Source organism: Suttonella sp. (assembly GCF_056855035.1).
In genome coordinates this window covers 1-24,364 of record NZ_JBXGGR010000076.1, presented here as the reverse complement: position 1 = coordinate 24,364, position 24,364 = coordinate 1, and the positions used below count along the sequence as shown (strand labels likewise).

20 protein-coding genes are annotated in these 24,364 nt (G+C 50.5%); 3 read left to right on the top strand and 17 right to left on the bottom strand.

Going from position 1 to position 24,364, the window contains the following annotated elements:
- Positions 1 to 283 precede the first annotated feature (283 nt).
- The 8 genes from ACJHVI_RS06825 to ACJHVI_RS06790 all read right to left on the bottom strand — a co-directional run bounded on the left by ACJHVI_RS06825 (position 284) and on the right by ACJHVI_RS06790 (position 8,954).
- The gene (locus ACJHVI_RS06825; RefSeq protein ID WP_483183973.1) at positions 284 to 1,591 is read right to left on the bottom strand and encodes a replication-associated recombination protein A; all 1,308 of its coding nucleotides are present in this window, start codon (positions 1,589 to 1,591) and stop codon (positions 284 to 286) included.
- Complete coding sequence (gene lolA / locus ACJHVI_RS06820) at positions 1,591 to 2,289, bottom strand: outer membrane lipoprotein periplasmic chaperone LolA (protein WP_483183971.1); 699 nt, start codon at positions 2,287 to 2,289, stop codon at positions 1,591 to 1,593. Before lolA ends, ACJHVI_RS06825 begins: the two co-directional genes overlap by 1 nt.
- Before the next feature lie 71 nt (positions 2,290 to 2,360).
- Positions 2,361 to 5,174 (bottom strand): DNA translocase FtsK, encoded by a 2,814-nt coding sequence (locus tag ACJHVI_RS06815; protein WP_483183970.1) that lies wholly within the window; start codon positions 5,172 to 5,174, stop codon positions 2,361 to 2,363.
- A 47-nt stretch (positions 5,175 to 5,221) separates the two neighbouring features.
- Positions 5,222 to 6,181 (bottom strand): tRNA 5-methoxyuridine(34)/uridine 5-oxyacetic acid(34) synthase CmoB, encoded by a 960-nt coding sequence (gene cmoB, locus ACJHVI_RS06810; RefSeq protein WP_483183968.1) that lies wholly within the window; start codon positions 6,179 to 6,181, stop codon positions 5,222 to 5,224.
- Positions 6,178 to 6,891, bottom strand: a complete 714-nt coding sequence (gene cmoA / locus ACJHVI_RS06805; protein ID WP_483183966.1) for a carboxy-S-adenosyl-L-methionine synthase CmoA — start codon at positions 6,889 to 6,891, stop codon at positions 6,178 to 6,180. Before cmoA ends, cmoB begins: the two co-directional genes overlap by 4 nt.
- Positions 6,888 to 7,628, bottom strand: a complete 741-nt coding sequence (locus ACJHVI_RS06800) for a lysophospholipid acyltransferase family protein (RefSeq protein WP_483183964.1) — start codon at positions 7,626 to 7,628, stop codon at positions 6,888 to 6,890. Before ACJHVI_RS06800 ends, cmoA begins: the two co-directional genes overlap by 4 nt.
- A gap of 1 nt (position 7,629) precedes the next feature.
- Positions 7,630 to 8,199, bottom strand: a complete 570-nt coding sequence (locus tag ACJHVI_RS06795) for a D-glycero-alpha-D-manno-heptose-1,7-bisphosphate 7-phosphatase (protein WP_483183962.1) — start codon at positions 8,197 to 8,199, stop codon at positions 7,630 to 7,632.
- A complete protein-coding gene (locus ACJHVI_RS06790) occupies positions 8,196 to 8,954 on the bottom strand; it encodes an ABC transporter permease (RefSeq protein ID WP_483183960.1) in 759 nt (252 codons plus the stop codon). Before ACJHVI_RS06790 ends, ACJHVI_RS06795 begins: the two co-directional genes overlap by 4 nt.
- 45 nt (positions 8,955 to 8,999) lie before the next feature.
- Here ACJHVI_RS06790 and ACJHVI_RS06785 point away from each other — a divergent pair, with 45 nt between their 5' ends.
- Positions 9,000 to 9,305: a chorismate mutase gene (locus tag ACJHVI_RS06785; RefSeq protein ID WP_483183958.1), complete on the top strand. Its 306-nt coding sequence runs from the start codon at positions 9,000 to 9,002 to the stop codon at positions 9,303 to 9,305.
- A gap of 109 nt (positions 9,306 to 9,414) precedes the next feature.
- Here ACJHVI_RS06785 and secF read toward each other — a convergent pair whose 3' ends face one another.
- The 9 genes from secF to ACJHVI_RS06740 form a co-directional block, all read right to left on the bottom strand.
- A complete protein-coding gene (gene secF, locus ACJHVI_RS06780; RefSeq protein ID WP_483183956.1) occupies positions 9,415 to 10,335 on the bottom strand; it encodes a protein translocase subunit SecF in 921 nt (306 codons plus the stop codon).
- Positions 10,336 to 10,342: 7 nt separating this feature from the next.
- Positions 10,343 to 12,208 carry a protein translocase subunit SecD gene (gene secD / locus ACJHVI_RS06775; RefSeq protein ID WP_483183954.1) on the bottom strand — a complete coding sequence of 622 codons (1,866 nt, stop codon included), beginning with the start codon at positions 12,206 to 12,208 and terminating at the stop codon, positions 10,343 to 10,345.
- A 41-nt stretch (positions 12,209 to 12,249) separates the two neighbouring features.
- Complete coding sequence (gene yajC / locus ACJHVI_RS06770) at positions 12,250 to 12,663, bottom strand: preprotein translocase subunit YajC (protein ID WP_483183952.1); 414 nt, start codon at positions 12,661 to 12,663, stop codon at positions 12,250 to 12,252.
- Between the two features lie 206 nt (positions 12,664 to 12,869).
- A complete protein-coding gene (gene tgt, locus ACJHVI_RS06765; RefSeq protein ID WP_483183950.1) occupies positions 12,870 to 13,985 on the bottom strand; it encodes a tRNA guanosine(34) transglycosylase Tgt in 1,116 nt (371 codons plus the stop codon).
- Positions 13,986 to 14,096: 111 nt separating this feature from the next.
- The gene (locus tag ACJHVI_RS06760) at positions 14,097 to 15,086 is read right to left on the bottom strand and encodes a peptidoglycan-binding domain-containing protein (protein WP_483183949.1); all 990 of its coding nucleotides are present in this window, start codon (positions 15,084 to 15,086) and stop codon (positions 14,097 to 14,099) included.
- 83 nt (positions 15,087 to 15,169) lie between these two features.
- Positions 15,170 to 15,580, bottom strand: a complete 411-nt coding sequence (locus ACJHVI_RS06755; RefSeq protein WP_483183947.1) for a universal stress protein — start codon at positions 15,578 to 15,580, stop codon at positions 15,170 to 15,172.
- Positions 15,581 to 15,595: 15 nt separating this feature from the next.
- Positions 15,596 to 18,256 (bottom strand): TRAP transporter permease, encoded by a 2,661-nt coding sequence (locus ACJHVI_RS06750; protein WP_483183946.1) that lies wholly within the window; start codon positions 18,254 to 18,256, stop codon positions 15,596 to 15,598.
- Between the two features lie 79 nt (positions 18,257 to 18,335).
- Positions 18,336 to 19,298 (bottom strand): TAXI family TRAP transporter solute-binding subunit, encoded by a 963-nt coding sequence (locus tag ACJHVI_RS06745; RefSeq protein ID WP_483183944.1) that lies wholly within the window; start codon positions 19,296 to 19,298, stop codon positions 18,336 to 18,338.
- 185 nt (positions 19,299 to 19,483) lie between these two features.
- Positions 19,484 to 20,821, bottom strand: a complete 1,338-nt coding sequence (locus ACJHVI_RS06740; protein ID WP_483183975.1) for an anaerobic C4-dicarboxylate transporter — start codon at positions 20,819 to 20,821, stop codon at positions 19,484 to 19,486.
- A 333-nt stretch (positions 20,822 to 21,154) separates the two neighbouring features.
- Between ACJHVI_RS06740 and gluQRS the strand changes: the two genes are divergently transcribed.
- Both gluQRS and acs read left to right on the top strand, forming a co-directional pair.
- Positions 21,155 to 22,039, top strand: coding sequence for a tRNA glutamyl-Q(34) synthetase GluQRS (gene gluQRS / locus ACJHVI_RS06735; RefSeq protein WP_483183943.1), 885 nt, complete (start codon positions 21,155 to 21,157; stop codon positions 22,037 to 22,039).
- A 187-nt stretch (positions 22,040 to 22,226) separates the two neighbouring features.
- Positions 22,227 to 24,167 carry an acetate--CoA ligase gene (gene acs, locus ACJHVI_RS06730; RefSeq protein ID WP_483183941.1) on the top strand — a complete coding sequence of 647 codons (1,941 nt, stop codon included), beginning with the start codon at positions 22,227 to 22,229 and terminating at the stop codon, positions 24,165 to 24,167.
- Positions 24,168 to 24,364: the final 197 nt, after the last annotated feature.

Here is a 24,364-nt window from a genome sequence, read left to right as displayed (position 1 = left end):
GGTCAATGTTCTTGCATTTGTCATAATAAGCCAAGGCTTTTTGTCTGATTTCTAGTGAATAAGCCATTTGAAGTAGTGATTAGTGAATGGTGATGGAGATATGGGGATGATTGGTATTTTTTCAAGGTTTGTTGGTTATACTTTCCAGTCTCTAAAATATAATCGAAGAAGTGAAAAAGTAGTACAAGGTGGGAGCCGCAGACAACATAAGAAAGTACGACAAGGTGAGCCAACGCCGTAATACTTTTTCAATCATTCGACTATAGCCTTAAATTTAAGTATTTCAAATGCCTTCATTTGCCAGTGCCTGAGCATCCAACTCGCGCAATTTGGCTAATTTTTCTTTGAGTTTGATTTCAAAACCGCGTTCATTGGGTTGGTAAAAAGAGATATTCTCCATGCCTTCCGGCAAATAGCGCTGTCCCGCGCTATAAGCAAAAGCTTCGTCATGCGAATAGCGATAGCCGCGATGATGTCCTTCGGTCTTGTGTAAGGCGGTGGGCGCATTGGTCAGATGTTTCGGCACCGAGACACTAGGATGATTGCGCACGTATTGAAATGCCGCCTGCATTGCCAGATAAGCGGCATTGCTTTTCGGAGCAAGGGCAAGATAGGTAATACATTGTGCAATCGCGAGATAGCCTTCGGGTGCGCCAAGCCTTTCATAGCTTTGATAGGTATTGAGCGCAACCCCCAAGGCTTGCGGATCGGCATTACCGATATCTTCGCTTGCTACGCAAAGCATACGGCGGCAAATCACTAAAGGATCTGCGCCGCTGTCCACCATACGTGCAAACCAATACATCGCGCCGTCCGGACTACTGCCGCGTAAGGATTTATGGAATGCGGACAGCAATTCATAGAACCAATCGCCCTGCTTATCAAAGGCTTTCGGCTGATCTGCCATAGCCTGTTCCAAGGCGGCATCGACATCAAATCCCTGCGCAAGCAGCAGCAGCCATTCTTCTAAACAAGCCAAGGCTTTGCGCGCATCGCCTGCGGCATGATAAGCGATGATACTTAAGGCAGGCGCATCCCTCAATTCCTTTTTACCGAGTTTTTCCAAAGCCTTATTCAGCGTTTGCTGCAAGGCTTCTTCATCTAGGGCTTGCAGGTGCAAAACCCGCAAACGCGAGAGTAAGGCATTGTTAAGCGAAAATGCCGGATTTTCGGTCGTCGCGCCAATCAATATCAATGTGCCGTCTTCAACATAGGGCAAAAAAGCATCTTGCTGCGCCTTATTAAAGCGGTGGATTTCATCAATAAATAAAATGGTGCGTCTGCCGAGACGGCGATTGGCTTGCGCCTGCGCCACCGCTTCGCGCACTTCTTTCACGCCTGAAAAGACTGCCGACAAACGGATAAAAGCGGCATCGAAGGTATCGGCAAGCAGCAAGGCTAAAGTGGTTTTACCGCAACCCGGCGGCCCCCACAACAGCATAGAGAAAGGTTTATTTTGCTCAATCGCAGCTGTCAGCGGACTACCGATACTTAAGATATGCTGTTGTCCGACATAGTCGGCTAATGTTTTAGGGCGCAGACGCTCCGCTAAGGGCGCGCTGACGCCGGCGGCAAATAAGGAATCTTGCATTATTCGCCGATGACATCTACTCCCGCCGGCGGAGTGAATTCAAATTGACCGGCGGCAATCCCGACATTGCGCTGCAATTGACTAAATTCGATTACGGTTTGCTGACCACGCCCCGCATCCACCGCCAAAGCGACTAGCTGATTGTTTTTCATCACGACCCAGACCGCATCATAGCCGTCTTGCTCGCTTAAAGGGGTGAGGCGGTAACTTTGTCCGTCTTTTGCCAAAGCCTGCAAGGCGACCGGCAATTGCGGCTGCACCACTGCATTAATGGCAAAGAGTTCCTGAATTTCGCGTGTGCCGCTTAAGATATCCATCGCCACATCGCCGACCAACTCATCGCGACCGCGCACGGAAATTTGTTCCAAATCTATATCATATTGCCAGACTTTGCTACCGTTGCTGATGATTTTCTGCGCATTGGCGCCTTGATAATCCCAGTAAAATTTGCCCGGTTTGCTAATCCACATTTTGCCTTGGCTTTTTTCAAGCCCGCGTTGTCCGTGTACGGTTTGGGTAAAATTGCCCTGCAAATCTTGAGTGCCGGCAAAATATTGCACAAAGGCACTCACGTCTGCGGATGCGGCGGCATTTACAGTTTGGCTTGTCGCGCTTTCCTGCGGATTGATATTAAACAATTGCGCATGCGTGATAATAGATGTTGCCGCTAAGATGCCAACCAGTAATAATTTTTTCATGAGTATTCCTCTAGTAAACGCTTTATGCTGACACAGCCCTGCTATCTGCGCCATGAACAGCATGTGCCATTTTAGTAATCCTGCTGTCCGCCGCCGATAAGCTTGCGCGAACCGTTATTATTCGCCATGCTCAATAAACCGGCGACTTCCATCGCCTCGATAATTCTTGCGGCGCGGTTATAGCCGATTTGCAGACGGCGTTGCAGATAAGAGATGCTGGTTTTGCCGCTTTCCAAAACGATTTGGCAGGCTTCATCATATAAAGGGTCTTGCTCTGGATCATCGCTTTTCTCTTGCGCACCGAATGCGCCCAATGATGAAGCCGGCACAGGATTGGTAATGCTTTCTTCGTATTGCGGCTTGCCTTGGGTTTTTAAATAGGCGGTCAGAGCATCGACTTCGCCGTCTTCAATAAAAGCACCGTGCACGCGCAAAGGCGCAGAACTGCCCGGCGGCACATACAGACCGTCGCCGTGTCCCAGCAAGGTTTCCGCTCCCTGACCGTCAATAATGGTACGCGAGTCGATTTTAGACGAGACTTGGAAAGCCAGACGCGTCGGCACATTCGCCTTAATCAAGCCCGTAATCACATCCACGGAAGGACGCTGCGTCGCCAAGACTAAATGAATCCCCGCCGCCCGCGCTTTCTGCGCAATCCGCGCAATCAATTCTTCCACTTTTTTACCGACTGCCATCATCATATCGGCAAGCTCGTCAATCACAATCACGATATAAGGCAGGGGCTCGATTTGCGGCGGCTGATTCGCTAAGCCCAAATGGTCTTCCGCCCGCCACAGCGGATCGTCAATGCGCTCTCCTCGAGCTTGTTTGTCGCGAATCATATCGTTGAAACCGATGATATTACGTACTTTAAATGCCGACATCAGCAGATAACGGCGTTCCATTTCCGCCACCGCCCAGCGCAGGGCATTTTCGGCATCATTCATATCGGTAACCACCGGCGTGAGCAAATGCGGAATATCTTCATACATGCTCATTTCCAGCATTTTGGGATCGATCAAAATCAGCTTTAATTCATCAGGTGTGGCTTTGAACAGCATGCTTGCCAGCATCACGTTAATCGCCACCGATTTGCCGGAACCCGTCGTACCGGCGACCAATAAATGCGGCATCTTCGCCAAATCCGCCACTTTCGGCGCACCGGCAATATCCGAGCCCAAAACCACCGTCAGCGGCGAACGTTCTTTTTGATAAATCGCCGATTCCAAAATATCGCGCAGATGCACGACTTCGCGCTGCTTGTTCGGAATTTCCAAGCCCACATAAGGCTTACCGGGAATGACTTCCACCACTCGCACGCTAGGCACCGACAAACTACGAGCCAAATCTTTGTCTAAATTAGAAATTTGATTTACCTTGATGCCCGGCGCCAATTCCAATTCCAAACGCGTGACTACCGGCCCGACATCGACCCCGACCACACGCACATCCAGTTTGTAATTCTGCAAAGCGCTTTCCACCAAAGGCGCGAGCAGGCGGAATTGGCTGGCACTGTCCGGCGTCCGCTTAGGCGGGCTGACTTTCAGCAATGCCAGACTGGGCAGACGATAATCGTCGCCCTTGGCTTGAGATTGGAAATTCGGCGCCAGCGCAGAAGCGCGAATCCGCAACACACCGCCCTCCGCCGCTTTGCTTTCCTCTTTTGCAGGACTTGCCACGACAGCCACTTCCGCCGCAGGCGTTTCAGCTTTGCCATCAATATCGAAGAAATCGTCGTCATCCTCAAATGTGCTGGAAATATCTTCATCGATTACAGGTGCTTTCTCTTCTTGAAAGGCATCATAGGCAGCAAAGGGATTAGGCGCTGCGGCATGCGGATTGATAATCGGTGCAGCTTTAGGCGTTTCAGGCGGCGTATGCGCCGGCACCGACGCAACTTCTTCTACTCTTGTTTCTTCACCGCTGCTTTGCACATCCGAGACAAGCGGCTGTTTTTTATAATCCGCCCAATTCAGACTCAAACTCGGCTCATGACGGTGCAAAGGCGATTCAATATTCTCGATTATGACGGAATTATTCTCGACCATCTCTGCCGGCGGCGTATTGCGCTGCTCCGACAATAAAGCCAAACGTTCTGCCAAAGTCATTTCCTGCACTTCTTCAGCAGGCAAAGGCGCAGGAATTACCTTAAGCGCAATATCGCCGGGCGGCACAATGCTCGGCTGCGTTTGCAGGCGCGAAGAAATCGTTTCGCGCTGCGCTTGGGATTGTTCGGGATTCGGCGTCGGCTGCTCACGTTCTTGCTGATGCTCCGCCTTGGTCGCGATTGCCGCCTGCAAGAGTTTGGCAGGAAAATAGCCAATCGCAGCCAGTATCGACAGCCAGCGAAGATTGAAAATCAGGGTCAATGCCACTAAAAAAATCAGGGTGTACATCAACATCAGCAGGAAAATCGGCATCATTTTCAGCAATTCGCCCGACATTTTCTGCCCTAAGATGCCGCCGCCGGTAATCGCCACGCTATTGATGGCGCTCTGCCAATGAAAGGTCAGCATGCCGCTTAAGCTCAATACCGCGCCGACCAAACCGATCGATTTCCACAATACGACTTCCCCGCCGCCGACCTCGTCTTTAGCCGATGCCCAAGCCGTCGCCAGCAAGCCCAGCGGCAATAAATAAGCCGCATAGCCGAGAAAAGACAGCAAGACATCGGCGCTATAAGCCCCTATTTTACCGAAAAAATGCCGCACTTCAGGATTGGTGCCCGAATGCGTCCAGCCCGGATCGCCGGCATGATAACCGAGCAGAATTAGGAAAATAAGCACCGCCAGCGGCACTAAAATCAAAAACCAAGGATCGGTAAAACCACGATACAGTATGGAATGAAATTTCGGACGATAAGTTGACGTTGCTTCTTCTTGCATAATCGATGTGGCTAGTGTTAAAAAAACTTATTGTAACAGATTGAAGGCTAATCTTTGCGCGCAATCACAATGGCGCGCTGCGGCGGCGGTTCGTTAAGCCCCTGCTCTGCCGCTTCTTGCAAAAATTCGTTTAAAGAATAGCTCGTCATAAATGCGGTACGCCTTTGTTCGGCAGCGGTGGTCGGCACAGGCTGACTGCTATACTCGATTGTAAAGCCCAAGCGGACTAACCAACGCTCAAGCGCGGCAACGCTGGGCAAAAACCAGACATTATGCATGCCTGCATAACGCCCTGCGGGCATATAGACGGTTTGACTGTCGCCCTCAACCACCAAGGTTTCAAAGACCAATTGTCCGCCGCGGTTCAGGGTATCGCGCAATTGCCCGATAAAGGCGATCGGGTCGCGGCGATGGTATAAAACGCCCATGCACAAAGTGCAATCAAAGCCGCTTAAGGGCGCTTCGTTTAAGGTCAGCGGCAAAAAGGCGGCGCGCGATTGACGCATAAACTTCTGCAAAAACAAAAACTGCGCAAAATAATGCCATGAGGGGTCCAAACCCAGCGCCAAATCCGCGCCGCTACCCAATAAGCGGTAAAGAAAATAGCCGTTTCCCGTGCCGACATCCAAGACCTGCCGACCTTGTACATCCAATCCGGCATCCAGTAAGCGTTGATATTTCATATCGCTGCGCCATTCGCAATCCAATGCCAAGCCGCCCAATCGGAAAGGACCTTTGCGCCACGGCATCAGCAAGCGCGCACATTCGGCGATAGCCACCTCGTCAAGACCTGCCGCCTGCGCAGCGATAATCGGCGCATCCAGCCTCTGCTGCCATTGCTGCTTCGGCAGAGATAAAGCCTCAATTGCCGCCAACCACGTGTCGAACTGACGATGCCGGCGCGCATAAATATCTTCAAATTGCTGCCGCACTTGCGCCGTCAAGGCTGCGCAATCGGGACGCTGCGCCAATAATGCCTGCCATTGCCCTTCAAACAAAGCATTCATTTGATTGCCGCCCATGCCTTAAAAGGCAGACCTTGATAATAAGGCACAATCTGCTGAAAACCGACTTTGTGCAAACGCGCTTCAATCACGGCGGCAGCATCGGTTTTCATCACATGCTCCAAAGATTCGCGTTTTTGCGCCACCGCCAATTCGGAATAGCCCTGCGAACGTTTAAAGGCTTCATACCAGCTTTGCATACGCGTATCTTCGGGACGCGTTTTTTCCGCAATCAATAAAGCGCCGCCCGGCGGCAAGGCGGCATAAATTTTTTCTAGCACCGCATCGCGCGCTTCGGGTGCAATGAATTGCAGCACGAAATTCAGCACCGCCACGCGGCAAGGCTGCAAAAGATAATCTTGAAGATCCGCCTGAATGACTTCGATATTCTCAATTCCGGCACCTGATAGATAATCGCGCAGACGCTTAACCATCGCCTCCGACAAATCCAATGCCGAAATCCGCAATTGCGCCGGCACGAATTGCCGCAGCGCCAAACTCACGCCACCCAATGAGCAGCCCAAATCATAGACATGATCGCCGTCACGCAGAAATTGCCCCGCCACCACCGCCGTCATCTGCAACAAGCCGGCATAGGCGGGGATGCTGCGATGAATCATATCGGCAAATACCGCCACCGTGCGCTCGTCAAATTGAAAATCCACCACCGCCTGCGGCGCATCAAATAAATTATCCTGCGCAAAGCCGCTCATGCCGCCACCCCGCGGCGGACATTTTCCGCTTGCACGGCTTGATCGCGATGCGCACGCACCCAATCTTCCAAAGCCTGATTAAGATCTTCTACCGTCTCGAAATCGGCAGGGTCAATCGCTTTGCCGATAAAGACCTGCACCGTGCCGCTATGCAGCCAGCCGCGTCTCGGCCAAAATTGTCCCGCATTATGGGCAATCGGAATAATCGGCACTTGCAGACCATGCGCCAAACGCGCCGCGCCCAATTTGAATTTCAACGGCACTTCGGGCGCAAAGCGGTGTCCTTCGGGATACATAACTACCGACAAACCCGCTTCGATTTTTTTCCTACCCTGCTCAATTACCTGCTGCATCGCCTGTTTGCGCTGACTGCGGTCAATCGCAATCGGGCGCAGCAAAGCCATCGCCCAGCCGAAAATCGGAATTTGGGTCAATTCTTTTTTCAAGACCCATACCTGATCGCGCCATAAAGTCGGCAAAAACAAAGTTTCCCAGGTCGATTGATGGTTGCTGGCGAGAACCATCGCCCGATCAGGCAAATGTTCCCGCCCATGCACCTGATAATGGATGCCGGCAAGGACGCGCGCCAGCCAAATACTCGTATCCGCCCAACCCGTCGCCCACAGCAAACGTCGGCGATAAGGCAGAACAATCATTGCCAAAATCAACAGCGACCAAATCGCCGTAGCTAGCCCCCAACAGACATAAAACAATACCGTACGAATTTTCATCAACATTTTAGGCTTCCTTTTTTCTCAGCCAATCCGCCGCCGCTTCTTCAAGATTCGGATAAATCTTAACCCCTTGCAGCTGATCGCGGTGATGCGCCGCCACCTGCCGCCCTTTGCCCGTTTTTACCAATACGGGCACCGCGCCTGCCGCACGCGCCGCCTGCACATCGACCACATTATCGCCCACAAAAGGCACACCGGCTAAATCCGCCAAACCGAAATACGCCGCCTGCTCCAAGAGCATACCCGGATTGGGTTTGCGGCGCGGATCGGCATTATCGTAACTCGGGCAGAACACAATATGCTCAATCTCGCCGCCGAAATCATGCACCGCCGCCATCATTTTGGCATGAATCTCCGCCAATATCGCCTCGTCATAAATGCCGCGCGCAATACCGCCTTGATTGGTGCAAATGCCGATGCGGATACCTGCCGCCGTCAAACGCGCAATAGCGCGCAAAGCATTCGACAAGACAATCAGCTCGCTAGGCTTGCTGACATAAGTACCGCGATCCTTATTGATCACCCCGTCGCGGTCTAATAAAACCACGCCCTTACTCAAATCTACCGCAGTCATTTGCGCAATTTCCCCGCCTTATCCATTAAATACAGCGCCCAATACAGCAAAGCCGCCATAAAAAGCAATAAAAAGCCGATCGTCAGAACCAACGACACATCGCTAATCCCCAATAAGCCGTAGCGAAAACCATTGACCATATACAAAATCGGATTGATCTGCGACACCATCGCCCAAAACGGCGGCAACATCGCCACCGAATAAAACACGCCGCCCAAATAAATCAAAGGCGTCAGCACAAAAGTCGGCACAATCGCCGCATCATCGAAACCGCACGCATAGCAGGCATTGATAAAGCCCGCCAAAGAAAACACCACCGCCGTCAAAAGCAAGACCGTCAGCATGACCACAGGATGCGCCAAACGGATATCGGTAAAAAACATCGCCACCGCCGTCACCAATATCCCCACCGCCAGACTGCGCAGCACACCACCCAAGACATAGCCTAGCAAAATCATGCCGTTGGACATCGGCGAAATCAGCAATTCATCGACATAATTGCTAAAACGCGCGCCGTAAAAAGAGCTGACCACATTATTATAGGCATTATTGATGACCGCCATCATAATCAAGCCCGGCGCAATAAAAGCCGCATAATCCACGCCTTGAAAACTGCCGATGCGCGCCCCGATTAAGCGCCCGAAAATCAGGAAATACAGAATAGTGGTTACGACCGAAGGCAAGAGCGTTTGCGTCCACAGACGCAGAAAACGCCGGATTTCACGCCCCACAAGAGAGAAAAAAGCATTGAACATTGTTACAATTCCTAAAAAATCCTCGACTCAATACAAGGAAACACGATGAACGACTTCCAACCTTCCGCCGCCCTGCTCGCGCTGCGCCAAGAAATCGACGCCCTCGACCAAGAACTGGCTACCCTACTCTGCCGCCGTCTGCTTCTCATTCATCGCGCCGCGCCCCTCAAGCCTTTGCGTGAAAACGTGCGCTTAGAAGACCGCATTGAAGAGATTATCCGCAAAGTCTGCCCGCTTGCCGACCAATTCGGCATCGAACGCCACTATCTGGAAACGATTTACCGCTTTTTGATTGAAGAATCCATCGCGCGCGAAACCCGCGAATGGGACAAACTGCATCAAAACGGATAAGCCTCACATCACAGCCTTAGCGCGAATATTGCAGCATAAGCAAAGGCAAATGCCAGTATTAGACAATACTGGCATTTGTTTTTCCACTACGGCGACGATACAAAAGCGCCTAAGGCAAATCATCGATTTGCTGCCGCGCTTTGGGCAATAAATCCTCATGCTTGAGCTGCATCGTCTTCACAATCGCAGTTGCCACGAAAATGGAAGAATAGGTGCCGAAGACAATCCCTACAATCATTGCCGCCGCAAAGCCGAACAAGGTTTCGCCGCCCAAAAAGAGTAGGGCAAACACAGACAGCATCGTCGTCAAACTGGTCACAAAAGTGCGCATCATGGTTTGCTGAATGGAAATATCGATCACTTCTTCAGGCGTTTGCGCAGGCAATTTCTTCAGATTCTCGCGAATGCGGTCGTATAAAACCACCGTATCGTTAACCGAATAGCCCAAGACCGCTAATAGCGCCGCCAAGACATTCAAATCAAAAGTCCATTGCATCAAAGAAAATAATGCCGCCACCACCAATACGTCGTGCATTTGCGCGGTGACTGCGCCGATGGCAAATTTCCACTCAAAGCGCATGCTCAAATAAATAATCATGCCGATGCAGGACAGCAATAAGGCGGTAATGCCTTTTTCAATCAATTCCTCGCGATATTGCCCGCCCACTTTGGCCTGCCCGATTAATTTGACTTCGGGATATTTGCCTTTCAAAGTGCCGACCATCTCTGCCATCATGGCATCGGTGCTTTTGCCCTGCACTTCGCCGAAGCTAATCTGCACATCGCGCGCGCTGCCGTATTGAATCACATTGGCTTTGTCATGAATGCCGGCGATTTCTTCGCGCACTTCGGCAATATTGACCGCTTGCGCAAACTGCAATTCCAAGGTCGCGCCGCCGGTAAACTCCAAGCCGAAATTAAAGCCGCGAAAAGTAATCAGCACAATAGACAAAATGCTTAATACCAGCGAAAACAGCAAGCCTTGGCGGCTGTAACGCATAAAAGGAAGTTTCGGAAAAGTAAATTTCATAGCGGCCTCACAAACTGATTTTCGGCTGCGCTTGGCGCAAAACGATATATTCCACAAGGGCGCGCGTGACCAAAATCGCGGTAAACATCGAGGTCAAAATCCCCACGGATAAAGTCACTGCAAAGCCTTTAATCGGGCCGGTACCGAAGCTAAACAGCAATATGGCGACAATCAAGGTCGTGATATTGGCATCGACAATGGTCGAGAAAGCATCATTAAAGCCCGCCCGCACCGCATCGCGCACCGATAAAGCCGCCGCATCGATTTCTTCGCGAATACGCTCATAAATCAAGACATTGGCATCCACCGCCATACCTAAGGTCAGCACAATCCCCGCAATCCCCGGCAGGGTCAAGGTCGCACCGATGAAAGACATCAATGCCACCAGCAGCATTAAATTCACTATCAAAGCGATATTCGCCAATAAGCCGAGTTTGCGGTAATACGCCCACATAAAGATAATAATCAGCGCCAAACCGCAGATGGCGGCATTCACGCCCTGATCAATATTTTTCTGTCCTGCCGAAGGCCCGATGGTGCGCTCTTCAATGATATAGACCGGCGCAACCAAAGAGCCGGCGCGCAAGGTCGCGGCCAATTTCTGCGCACGCTCAATCGGATTAACACCCGTGATTTGGAAGCGGCTGGAAAATTGTCCTTGAATAGTTGCGGAATTGACCACCGTCTCACGTTTTTCCACTTCGGTAAAGGTTTTGCCTTCGGCATCTGTTTTCGTGACAGGAATATATTCCACATACACGGTCGCCATGGCTTTTTGCAGATTTTCGCGCGTGATGTCGTTCATTTGCGCGCCGCCGGCAGAATCCAAGACCACATCGACTTGCGGACCTGCGGATTGCTGTCCATAGCCAGCGGTGGCATCGACAATATGCTCGCCGCTCATAATCACGCGGCGTTTGAGCAGAATCGGCGTACCGTCTTCAAAATACGCCAATTTACTGCCGAAAGGTGCGCGTTTTAAACGCGCCGCCGTTGCCAAATCGCCTGTTTCATCAACAAGATAAAATTCCAATGTTGCAGTCGAACCCAGCAATTCTTTGGCTTGGTTAATGTCTTGAATGCCCGGCAATTGCACCAAAATGCGGTCATTGCCCACCACCTGAATCGAAGGCTCCGCCACGCCCAAACTGTTCACACGTCCTGCCATGCGCACGCGGTTTTGCTCCGCCGCACGGCGTTTCTGCGCATTAATGCCCTCTTCGCTGTATTGCAAAAACAAAGCAAAACGCCCGCCCTCTTCGCTGCTCAAACGCTGCACTTCCGCAGGCAAGACGGTAAAGAGTTGATTTTCCGCCTGCGTGCGCGCCTCGCTATCGGCAAAGAACAGCACTGCGCTGCCGCTGTCACGCGCTTCCGAACCTGCCAATGCGATATTGGCTTTTTCCAAAGTGCTGCGCGACAAATCTAATAATTCCGCCGATTTGCGATCGAACAATTCCTTGCTATCCACTTGCAGCAGGAAAGAAACGCCGCCGCGCAAATCCAAGCCCAAATTCATTGGCGTCAAGCCCATGCTTTGCAGCCAATTTGGCGTATTGGACAGAAGATTTACCGCCACATTCGCGGCAGAATATTGTTTTTGCAATTGATCGCGCGCCAAAATTTGTGCATCGGTATCGGCAAACAGAACGTCTATTTTGCTGTCTTTGACTTGCAGGCGGCGGTAATCAATCTGCGCACTTTCCAGCGCGGCGGGAATGGCATTTGCCGCTGTTTGCGCCGCCTGTGCATCGCTAAATTGCAATTGCACGGCGGGACTTTTGCCAAACCAATTCGGCAGGGCAAAGAAAAAGCCGAGGGTGATAACGGCGATAATCAGGAAATATTTCCAAGTCGGGAAGGCTTTATACATGCGCTATCCTTTGTGAAGGGGGCATAAAGCCCCTAGTAAAATCAGGCTTGAGGTTTGTCGTTGTTATCGCTGCTTTCTTCAGCGGCAACAGCAGCACTTTCATCATTGGCAGCGGCCGAGCTGCTAAGTTCACCTTTCAAGCTGCCTTTAGGCAATACTTGGGCGATAAAAGGACGCTGCATGCGTACAACCGTACCTTTGGCAATTTCGATATCGACGGCAAAATCGCCTAGGGCGACAATCCGCCCCATCAAGCCGCCGTTGGTCAGCACTTCATCGCCGCGTTTCAGAGCTTCAATCATGGCGCGATGCTCTTTCGCGCGTTTTTGTTGGGGGCGAATCATCAAAAACCACATCACACCGAAAATGGCGAACATCAAAATCAAATTGAAAGCGCCGCCGGCGGCTGAAGGTTGGGCGGCAGCTTGCGCATAAGCAGGTTGAATCAAAAACATGGTTGCTCCTTAATGATTAAATAGGAAAAACGGGAATTATAGCCTAATTCGGCGGAGCTTGTTTGTCCAAGTGCGGCACCGCAAGGCGGCTGATAGTCGGAGAAGTGGAAAAGTAGTACAAGGTGGCGAGCCGCAGACAGTACAGATAGTACGGCAAGGCGAGCCAACGCCGTAATACTTTTCCAATTCTTCGACTATAACACATCTTAATGCCCTGCCACGCCCTCAGCTTGTAAAGCATAAAATTCGCGCGCAAAAGCATCAAAAGTTTGCTGCTCAATCGCCGCCCGCATCGCATGCATCAAATGCACATAGTAATGCAGATTGTGAATGGTGTTTAAACGCGCCCCCAGCATTTCATTGCATTTGTCCAAATGGTGCAGATATGCGCGGCTGTAATGGCGGCAGGTATAGCAATCGCAGCCCTCTTCTATCGGGCGCAAATCGTTTTTATAACGGCTGTTGCGCAATTTCAAGACGCCGAAACGCGTAAAGAGATAGGCATTGCGGGCATTGCGCGAAGGCATGACGCAGTCAAACATATCCACGCCGCGGCGCACACCCTCCACCAAATCTACCGGCTTGCCTACGCCCATCAAATAACGCGGTTTGTTTTGAGGCATCAAAGGCATGGTAACGTCTAGGGTTTGTTCCCGCGCTTCTTTGGGCTCGCCGACCGCCAATCCGCCGATGGCATAGCCGGGCAAATCCATAGCCGCCAGCGCCTGTGCCGATTCGCGGCGCAAATCCTCATATACGCCGCCCTGCACGATGCCGAACAAATGATTCGGACTGCCGGCATGTGCAGCTTTGGAACGCGCCGCCCAGCGCAAAGACAGGCGCATGGAATTCGCCGCTTCCATATGCGTGGCGGGATAAGGCGTGCATTCGTCAAACTGCATCACAATATTGCTGTTGAGCGCGCGCTGCACCTGCATGGATCGCTCGGGCGTTAAAAAAACTTCGCTGCCGTCAATCGGCGAACGAAAACGAACGCCTTCTTCGCTGATTTTGCGGATTTTCGCCAATGAAAAGACTTGGAAACCGCCTGAGTCGGTCAAAATCGGTTTGTCCCAATTCATAAACTGATGCAAACCGCCATGCGCCTGCACAATATCCTCGCCGGGGCGCAGCATCAAATGAAAAGTATTGCCCAAAATAATTTCCGCGCCGATGCCATGCAATTCTTCAACAGAAAGCCCCTTGACCGTGCCCAATGTGCCAACGGGCATAAACACAGGAGTTTGCACCACTTGTCCGTTGGGGAAAGTGAGATAGCCGCGGCGCGCATTGCCGTCTTGAGCCAAAAGCGTATATTTCATCTACATTTCCTTGCCGCCTGTTCGGTGCAACATCCGCATTGCGCGCCGAACAAGCCTGAATTCAAAACAAAAAAGGAAGGCTAAAGCCTTCCTTCGTCCTTAAGGGACAGATTAGTTAGACACGCCCAGCGCACGCATGGTTTCCATGGTTACGCCGCCGGTGGCTAAATTGTTGTCGCGCTGATAACGCTCCAAAGCGCTCATTGTTGCAGGACCTAAAGCACCGTCCGGAGTACCGGTATTGTAGCCGGCTTTATTCAAAGCGGTTTGCACGGCGCGGATGGTGTTTTCATTCACTTCATGCGAGCACAGCACTTGTTCCCAACGCATTTGCGCATCGGCAACTTTGTCGAATACTTTCACTTCCGCGTATTCGGCAGGAATTTCCACTTCGCGCTCTTCGGCTTCTTTCACGAGCTTGCGCACGCGTACGGTTTTGTATTCCGCTTCAAAAGGCACACGCTCGACCGTAGCTTCTTGGTCTAACTCTTGCACTTCAACAGTTTCGAATTTCGCTTCGATTTCTTTGTTTTCTACGCGTGCAGGCTCTTGCACCACTTGGCGCGTAATGCTTTCTTTTTGCACCGGTACTTCGGTCAAACGCAAAGCTTCGCCCACCGATTGGAAAGTACGGCTGCCGCCTTGATTATGCGCGGTCAAATATGCCGGACGCGCTTCAATTTCGTCGCTGACTTCGGTATATTTCGGCGGAACAACGGTTTTTTCTACGGCAACCGGCTCGATTTCGATTTCTTTGGTAACGGTTTTATAGGTTGCCGGCACGATTCTCAATTCTTCGCCTGCCGGTTTGACCATCACTTGCTCTTCCGTCCACTCGTATTCTGCCGGCACGATTTCAAAAGTTTTCGCCGCTTCTTTGATTTCCACTTGCTCTGAACGCGGTTCAAATTGCGCAGGCACAACTACTAAGGCTTGGCATTGTCCTGCAGTCACTTGCGGTACTGGCAAACTTTGCACATTGCTGCCGATAGCCGGTTGGTCAGCGGCTACTGCCGCCGCATCTTGCTGAGCGGCTTCTTGCGCCTGCACCATGCCTGCTACCGCAGCTGCAATCAGCAAGGTTGAAATTTTCTTGTTCATAATGTCTCCTTCATCAGAGTTTTTTCAAAGCTGTTTAACAACAGCGCATACTTTAGCCCAAACCGAGCAATAATCAAAATAATTTAACGCACAATCAGAACGGATTGATGGAAAAACTGCGCCACGCGCTGGGCGTTGCCGCCCAAGCCGTGTCCGTTGCGACCGGAGCCAATCAGCAGCACATCACAGCGCAGGGCATTAGCCGCATCGGTCAATTCTTCATAGATGGAACCGCTGTAAATCTCGGTTTTGACATTATCCTGCCATTGGAAAGCCGCCACCAATTCATCTAAGCGGGCATGTACTTCGTCTTTGACACGCTTGCGATAATCTTTCGGCAGATAATTGCTGACCATGCTACTGCTGCTAAAAGGCAGAACGCTAGCAATAATATATTGCGCACTCTCGCCGCCTAATTGCCGCGCGGCATGAATGGTCTTTTTGGCAGAAGCCTCATGTTCCAAATCCACCGCCACAAAAATTTTCTGATACATATGAACCTCACAAGTTTAAGAAGAAGCAATATCAGGCGATTTTTCACGTCTTTTCAATTGCATGAACGCAGCCAAAGCCAATAATGCCAGAGCGACGATATACATCCAATAGCGCGACAAACTGTCTGCCACCGGTACTTTGAGAGAAATCAGAGTTTGATCCCAATCCAAACCTGCGGCTTCTGCAGCAGAATCCAAGGCCACATCGTCAATGAGGAATTTACGACGCATTTCGCCGTCAATCTCTTCTTCTTCGCCGGTATCGATAATCGTCAAGCCCATATTTTGCAGGCGTTCTTCGCCGTCATCACCCTCTCCTACCGGCACATGTGCATAAAAAGTAATCGGACGTCCGTATTCATTCATACCGCCGACATAAAATTCCATATCCGATCCGACTGGCACCGTCATAATTTCGCTGACCAATTGCTCGGGTGCAATATCGCGTGTACTCGGCGAAATATAATTCATAAAGAATCCCGGGCGGAATAAAATCGCCGTGACCAATAAGAGCAATGCCGTATCTAGCCAGTTATTTTTTCTCAAGAACCAACCCATACTGGCGGCGGTAAATGCCAACATGGCAATCGTGGCGACAATAAATATCATCACACCCTGCATAAAGCCGACATTCAATAAGAGCAAATCGGTATTGAAAATAAACAGGAAAGGCAGCAAAGCGGTACGCATACTGTACCAAAACGCAACCAAGCCCGTTTTAATCGGATCGCCGCCGGAAATCGCCGCTGCGGCAAAGCTTGCCAAACCGACCGGCGGGGTCACATCCGCCATAATGCCGAAATAGAAGACAAACAAATGCACGGCAATCAGCGGCACCACCAAACCGTTTTGCCGCCCGACTTCTACAATCACCACCGCCATTAAAGAGGAGACCACGATATAGTTTGCCGTCGTCGGCAAGCCCATGCCCAGAATCAGGCTGAACACGGCAACCAAGAGCAGCATTAAAATAATATTGCCCATCGACAATACTTCAATAATATTCGACAGCTGCGAGCCGAAGCCCGTTAAAGCCACTACACCGACGATAATCCCTGCGGTTGCTGTGGCAATGCCGATACCGATCATATTGCGCGCACCGGTTTCCAAACCGTCTAATACATCCTGCCAACCTTGTTTAAAGGCAGCTCTAATATGACCTGTTTTGCGGAAGAAATTCAGTAAAGGGCGCTGAGTCAATTGGATAAAAATCAGGGCAATCGTGCCGTAGTAAGCAGATAGACCGGGAGATAATTTTTCTACCATCAAGCACCAAATCAAAATCACCACCGGTATCAAGAAATGCAAACCGGCATTGACGGTCGGCTTGACAGAAGGCAGTTTCACCACCGGATTATTAGGATTATCCGGTACTAAATCAGGGAATTGTGCCACTCGCCGCACCAAAAGCACATAGGCGGAGAATAAGATGAGGCATAAAATCGGGAAAGCAAAATCAGGCGTGAGTTTTTTCAGCCAACCCATACCGTAATAGACCGCAAATGCCAACATAACCGTCACACTGACCATACTGATTAAACGCATCAGGCTAATCAAAAGCGGATTAGGTGGGTCGGTGCGCGGCAAGCCCTGCATATTCTGCTTGCAGGCTTCCAAATGCACAATGTAAACCAAGGCGATATAGGAAATCACTGCCGGCAAGAATGCGTGTTTAATCAACTGACTATACGGCATATTGACGTATTCGATCATCAAAAACGCCGCTGCTCCCATTACCGGCGGCATGATTTGCCCGTTAATAGACGAGGCGACTTCCACCGCCCCCGCTTTTTCTTTTGAAAAACCGACGCGTTTCATCATCGGCACGGTAAAAGTACCGGTGGTGACCACATTGGCAATGGAAGAACCGGAAATGATACCCGTCAAACCGGAGGCGACCACCGCCGCTTTTGCCGGTCCGCCGCGAAAATGTCCCAAATAAGCAAAGGCGGTTTTGATGAAATAATTACCTGCACCCGCCTTATCCAATAAGGCGCCGAATAAGACAAATAAGAAAACGTATTTGGTCGAAACGCCCAAAGCCACGCCGAATACGCCTTCGGTGGTAATCCATTGCTGATTAATCACTTGGCTCAGAGAACCGCTGCGGTGCGAGACCATCCAAGCAATCGGGAAAAATTGTCCCACATAGTTATACAGCAAAAATCCGCCTGCAATAATCACCAGCGGCAGGCCCAGACTGCGCCGCGTCGCTTCTAATAAAATTAAAATCCCCAGACAACCGGCAATGATGTCTTGCGTAACCGGCGCGCCGACGCGCTGAATCAAGTCTTGATAAAAGAAAATGTAATACATAGCCAAAAAAGCGCCGCCGAAGGCGAGCAGCCAATCTTGCCAAGGCACATAATGGCGCGGAGAATTTCTAAAGGCAGGATAAGAGAGAAAAGCCAAAAACAGCGCAAATGCTAAATGAATAGAACGCGCCCGCGTATCATCGACCACCACGTTCAAGGCATTCAAACCGATGGAATTCAATAAATTTTGAAATTCATAGGGCAGACGCGAGGCATAGTAAATTTGGAACAAAGACCAAGCAACCGCCACGCAAAATATCAAACGGCGCACCGCTTTTTTATTAGGCAGACGTCCGCCCGTATCATTCGAGGCAACGAGATCTTCCAAATCTTCAGGGCTTGCTAAGGCTTTTTCTGTCATATTTCCCTTCTTATTTTATTTGCAAGAAACAGCCGCCCTCACCAAAGCGAGGCGGCTGTATCATTAAATCAGCGCTAGATTATTTAATCCAGCCTTTTTCCATAAAATATTTTTTCGAACCTTCAGCTAATGGTGCAGAAATACCTTCGGTCACCATTTTTTCAGGCGTGCTGTTTTCAAAAGCCGGATGCAGTTTTTGGAAACGCTCGAAATTATCAAATACCGCTTTAGTGACTTGATAAACGGTTTCATCCGGCACATCAGTTGAAGTGACTAACAAAGCCATCACGCCTAAAGTATCGGTATCGTTCGGGCTGCCGTCATAAGTGCCGCCGGGGATAGTTACTTTAGCGAAATAAGGATTATCGGCTAAGAGTTTATCCACTTCCGGACCGCTGACCGTTACCAAGGTAGAAGCGCAAGAAGCGGCGGCTTCTTTAATCGCGCCTGACGGATTGCCGACGGTGTAAGCGATGACGTCCAGATTGTTATCGCAAAGCGCCGAAGCCATTTCCGCAGGTTTTAATTCTGCCGCCACGGCGAAATCGGCGGTCGTCCAACCTTTTTCTTTCATCAGGGCTTCCATCGTGGTACGCGTGCCGGAACCCGGGTTACCGATATTGACACGCTTGCCTTTCAAATCGTCAAAGGTTTTCACGCCGGCATCTGCGCGCGCTACCACGGTAAAGGCTTCCGGATAAATCGAGAACATGGTGCGCAATTTTTGAATTTTCTTGCCTTCAAACTCGCCTAAACCGCGGTAAGCGCGGAATTCGCTGTCTGATTGTACGGTACCCATTTGGCGTTCGCCGGCAGCAATCGCATTCAGATTATCCACCGAGCCGCCGGTTGAAGGGTTATTACATTTGATGCCGGTAGTCGCGGTATCACGGTTTACCAAGCGGCAAACAGATTGCCCTACTACATAATAGACCCCTGTTTGACCGCCGGTGCCGATAGTGACGAAAGATTCTGCGATTGAAGTCGCCGCCATTGCCGAACAAGCAACTGCCAAAGAGGTTTTGAGTAAGGTTTTACGCATGTTAATCTCCTGAATGATAAAAATGTGAAAATGCGAGTATCGCATATCTATTTTTTATCATTAAAAACACTTCGAATTCAAGTATCATCTATACAACAAAAATTTTTCACACTGCTTGTTAAGGCTAAAAAAATAACCCAATCAATTACCTGATTGGGTTGATAAAAAAATATCAGCTTAATTGATTAAATCAAAACTTTGGCAATTGCCATACCGACCAAGCAAGCCACCGTCACCCCAATCAAGCCCGGCAGCATAAAGCTGTGGTTGAAATAGTATTTGCCGATTTTGGTGGTGCCCGTCACATCGAAATTGACTGTTGCAATGTCCGAGGGATAATTCGGAATGAAGAAATAGGCATAAGTCGCCGGAATCAAACCGATTAAGACCTTAGGATCAATACCGAGCTGAATGCCCACCGGCAACATCATCACCGCCGTCGCCGCTTGGCTGTTAATCACTACGGATACGGCAAACAGCGCGAAGGCGAAAGTCCAAGGATAGGTATTCACCATACCCGTTACCGTCTCTTTAAATTCAGGCATAGCAAATTGGAAATAGGTATCGCTCATCCAAGCAATACCGTAAATGGCAATACAAGCCACCATGCCAGATTTAAACACCACGCCATTGGGCACGGTTTGGGGATTGATTTTGGTCGCAATCAGAATAATACCGCCGAATGCCAACATCATCATCTGGATAATCAAAGACATGGAAATCGGTTTTATTTTCTCTCCCTCGCCGATTGTGCGGATTTCCGGCACCATCGCCACCACGACAATCGCCAACAAAGCCCCAAGGAATAAATACACCGCTTTTTTCGCCCCCGCCGGCAGCGTGTCATTCAAACTGGTGCTGGTGGTATTGAGAATACGATCGCGCCAAATCGGATCTTGCAAACGGCGTTGATACTCCGGATCATCCTCCAATTCTTTGCCGCGATACATGCTGTATAAAGACAAAGCCAACATGCCTAAGAAAGTCGCAGGAACGGTCACGCTGATGATGTTAAGTAGGGAAATATGCTCATAGCCAGGAATTTTCGCAATCTGCAGCAAATACTCCGCCACCGCGGCAGACAAAGGACTGGAAGTAATCGCCAATTGCGAAGCGACGGAAGCCGCCGCCATCGGACGCTCGGGTCGGATATTATTCTTCAGGGCTACATCACCGATAATCGGCATAATGGAATACACGGAATGCCCCGTGCCTAAGAGGAAAGTCATCACATAAGTAACCATCGGACCTAAGAGCGTGACACGTTTCGGATTTTTACGCAAAATACGCTCGGCAACTTGCAGCATATATTTCAAGCCGCCCGCCGCCTCCAAGATAGACGCACAGGTGACGACAGCTAAAATAATCAACATCACATTTGTAGGCGCTTTACCAATCGGCATGCGCAATATCAGCACCTCTATCAGCAAACCGATACCCGACACCACGCCGAGCCCGATTCCTCCAAAACGGCTACCCGTATAGAGCATGAGCAGCAAGAACAAAAATCCGCCGTAGAGTATGATTTCATGAATCATTGAGGCATAAGCCGAAAAATTATCAAACATATAAACGCACTCCCATTGCTATAAAATCAACTGAATAGAAGGAAGCAGCCAAGCCCAAACACAAAGTTCCTTAAATCAAAACAGGACAATATCGCATTGCTTTCTCTTGCCATTGTGCACATATTCCTCTCGTTTTGATTTAAGGAACTATAGATGATTATGCTTAATTACTTCTACGTAATAGAATACTCTTTTGACACCTAGCTGTCATGCTTTTTATAAAAAATGTGATATTTCCCTGTTAAATATTTTGAAATAATTTAATCCATACAAAAGCTAAAAATTTTTATGAACACCTCTTCTTACCGCGGACGCTTTGCCCCCACCCCCAGCGGTCCCCTGCATTTCGGCTCGCTCTGCACCGCTTTGGGCAGCTATTTAGATGCCCGACATCATCAAGGCGCATGGCTGATTCGCATTGAGGATGTGGACAGCCAGCGCTCAAAGAGCGTACATCAGACGAGTATCTTGCACAGCCTTGCCGCTCATGGACTGCAAGCCGATGAAGACATTCGCATTCAAAGCCGGCATCTTCAAGATTATGAACAGGCTTTACGGCGCTTACGCTCCCATCTTTATCCCTGCGACTGCCACCGCAAAGACTGGCAAGCCCAAGCGCATATGGGTGCATTAGGCAAAGTCTATCCGCAAACCTGCCGCCAAAAAGGATTGGGCGAAATGCCGCCGCAGCGCACCTTGCGCCTTGCCCTGCCCGCACAACTCTGCCGCTTTACAGACCTGCATGCCGGCTTATGCCGCTATAATTTAACAACAGAAATCGGCGATCCCGTATTAAAACGGCGTGACGGCGACATCGCCTACGCGCTTGCGGTGGTGGTGGATGACGCCCTGCAAAATATCAGCCATATCGTGCGCGGCGCGGATTTGCTCGCCGCGACCTGCATCTCGCGCGTTCTGCAAGAACTGCTCGGCTATCCCATGCCGCAAACCCTGCATTTGCCCTTAGTGCTGGACGCGCAAGGGCGTAAACTCAGCAAACAAAACCATGCCGCCGCCATTGATGACCGGCAAGCCGGCGCGAATTTACTCGCGGCTTTGGATTTTTTGCATCAGGATTGCAGCGGCTTGCGCAGCAGTGACAGCCCGCAGCACATTCTTGCCGCTGCCGCCGTCAGATGGTCGAGAGCCTCTTTGCCCGAGAACTCCTTATGAGGATTGATGATAAGTATTGTGTTTGAAGGTGAGATAAAACAAATAAACTCGATTGTTAACGAAATTCTTTGCAAAAGCCACTTGTTGTGCTTAAATGCTTTCATGAGGAATAGATATAAATACGTAAATTCGCTTTGACTTAACAAGTCAGCTACAACACATTCACAATAACCATGAGGAGCATCATATGAGCCGTATCCAAGCCATCTATCCCGTGCCTGCACCGGTTGTCGAGCATGCGCATCTTGACCAAGCCGCCTATGAAAAACTCTATGCGCAATCCATCAGTCATCCCGAGCAATTCTGGGCGGAAAAAGCCGATGAATTATTAAGTTTTTACAAAACTTGGGACACCGTTCACAATTCCGATTTGCAGACAGGGCGCATCCGCTGGTTTGAAGGGGCGGAGCTGAATGTCTGCTATAACTGCGTGGATCGCCATCTCGACGAACGCGGTCGCCAAACCGCCTTTATCTTCGAGCATAATGAACTCGGGCATTCTTACCGCGTCAGCTACCGCGAATTGCATACGCAAATCTGCAAATTCGCCAATGTCTTAAAAGCGCGCGGCGTGAAAAAAGGCGACCGCGTGGTCATCTATCTGCCGATGATTGAAGAAGCGGCGGTAGCGATGCTGGCTTGCGCGCGTATCGGCGCCGTGCATTCCGTGGTTTTCGGCGGCTTTTCCGCCGATGCGCTGGCGGATCGTATCAACGACGCCGATGCCAAAGTAGTCGTTACCTCCGATGCCGGCTATCGCGGCGACAAATTCACCCATGTGAAACGCAATGTCGATAAAGCGCTGAAAAAATGCCCGCAAGTCAGTGCCGTGATTGTGGTGCAAGTCAATAAAGAACAAATCTACTGGCAGCAAGGGCGCGATTTTTGGTATCACGAAGAAATGAAAAACGCCTCCGCAGACTGCCCCTGCGAGCCGATGGACGCCGAAGACCCGCTCTTTATTCTCTACACCTCCGGCTCGACCGGCAAACCCAAAGGCGTCGTCCATAGCACTGCCGGCTATCTGCTCTATGCGGCGACAACCTTTAAATACACCTTTGATTATCACGACGGCGACATCTATTGGTGTACCGCCGACATCGGCTGGATAACGGGACACAGCTACTGCGTCTACGGTCCGCTTGCCAACGGCGCGGTATCGCTGATTTTCGGCGGCGTGCCCAACTATCCCGACGCCTCGCGCCTCTGGCAGGTAGTGGACGAACATAAAGTCAACCTCTTTTACACCGCCCCCACCGCCATCCGTGCCCTCATGCGCGAAGGCAATCAATTCGTCGAAAAAACCGACCGCAGCACCCTGCGTATCCTCGGCACGGTCGGCGAACCCATCAACCCCGAAGCATGGCATTGGTATCATGAAATCGTCGGCAAAGGACAATGCCAAATCGTCGATACATGGTGGCAGACCGAAACCGGCGGACACCTCATCACGCCGCTGCCGGGTGCGACCGCACTCAAACCCGGCTCCGCCGCCCTGCCCTTCTTCGGCGTCAATCCCGCGATTGTAGATAATGAAGGCAATGAACTCGAAGGCGCGGCGGAAGGACTCTTAATCATCAAACAAGACTGGCCAGGCATGATGCGCACCATCTGGGGCGACCACGAACGCTTCATTCAAACCTATCTCTCCGCCTTTGCCGGCAAATACTTCACCGGCGACGGCGCCAAACGCGACGAAGACGGCTACTATTGGATCACCGGACGCGTAGATGATGTGTTGAACGTCTCGGGACACCGCATCGGCACCGCCGAAGTGGAAAGCGCGCTGGTACTGCATCCCACCGTAGCCGAAGCGGCAATCGTAGGCTATCCGCACGACATCAAAGGACAAGGCATTTACGCCTATGTCACCCTGATGAGCGATGCCGACCCCTCCGACGCCTTAAAAAATGAACTCGTAAAATTTGTACGCCGCGAACTCGGACCGATTTTCGGACTGGACATCATCCAATGGGCGCCAGCATTGCCCAAAACCCGCTCGGGCAAAATCATGCGCCGCATCCTGCGCAAAATCGCCGCTAATGAAATCGACAGCCTTGGCGACACCAGCACCCTCGCCGATCCGCAAGTCGTAGAAGACCTTATCCATAATCGTTTGAATAAATGAAAAAAGCGGCAAACGCCGCTTTTTCCTAAATGCCGAATCTACACAATCTCAAAATGTGGGCAAAGGGACATTTTAGGTGCTAAAAAGTTTGAAAAGCCCTATTCTGTAAGGCTTTTAGCGAGGTCAAAAGCTTTGAACACAAAAAATGCTTTTTCTGTGGCTCAAAACAGGTCAAAAAAGATGGCAGACAAAATCAT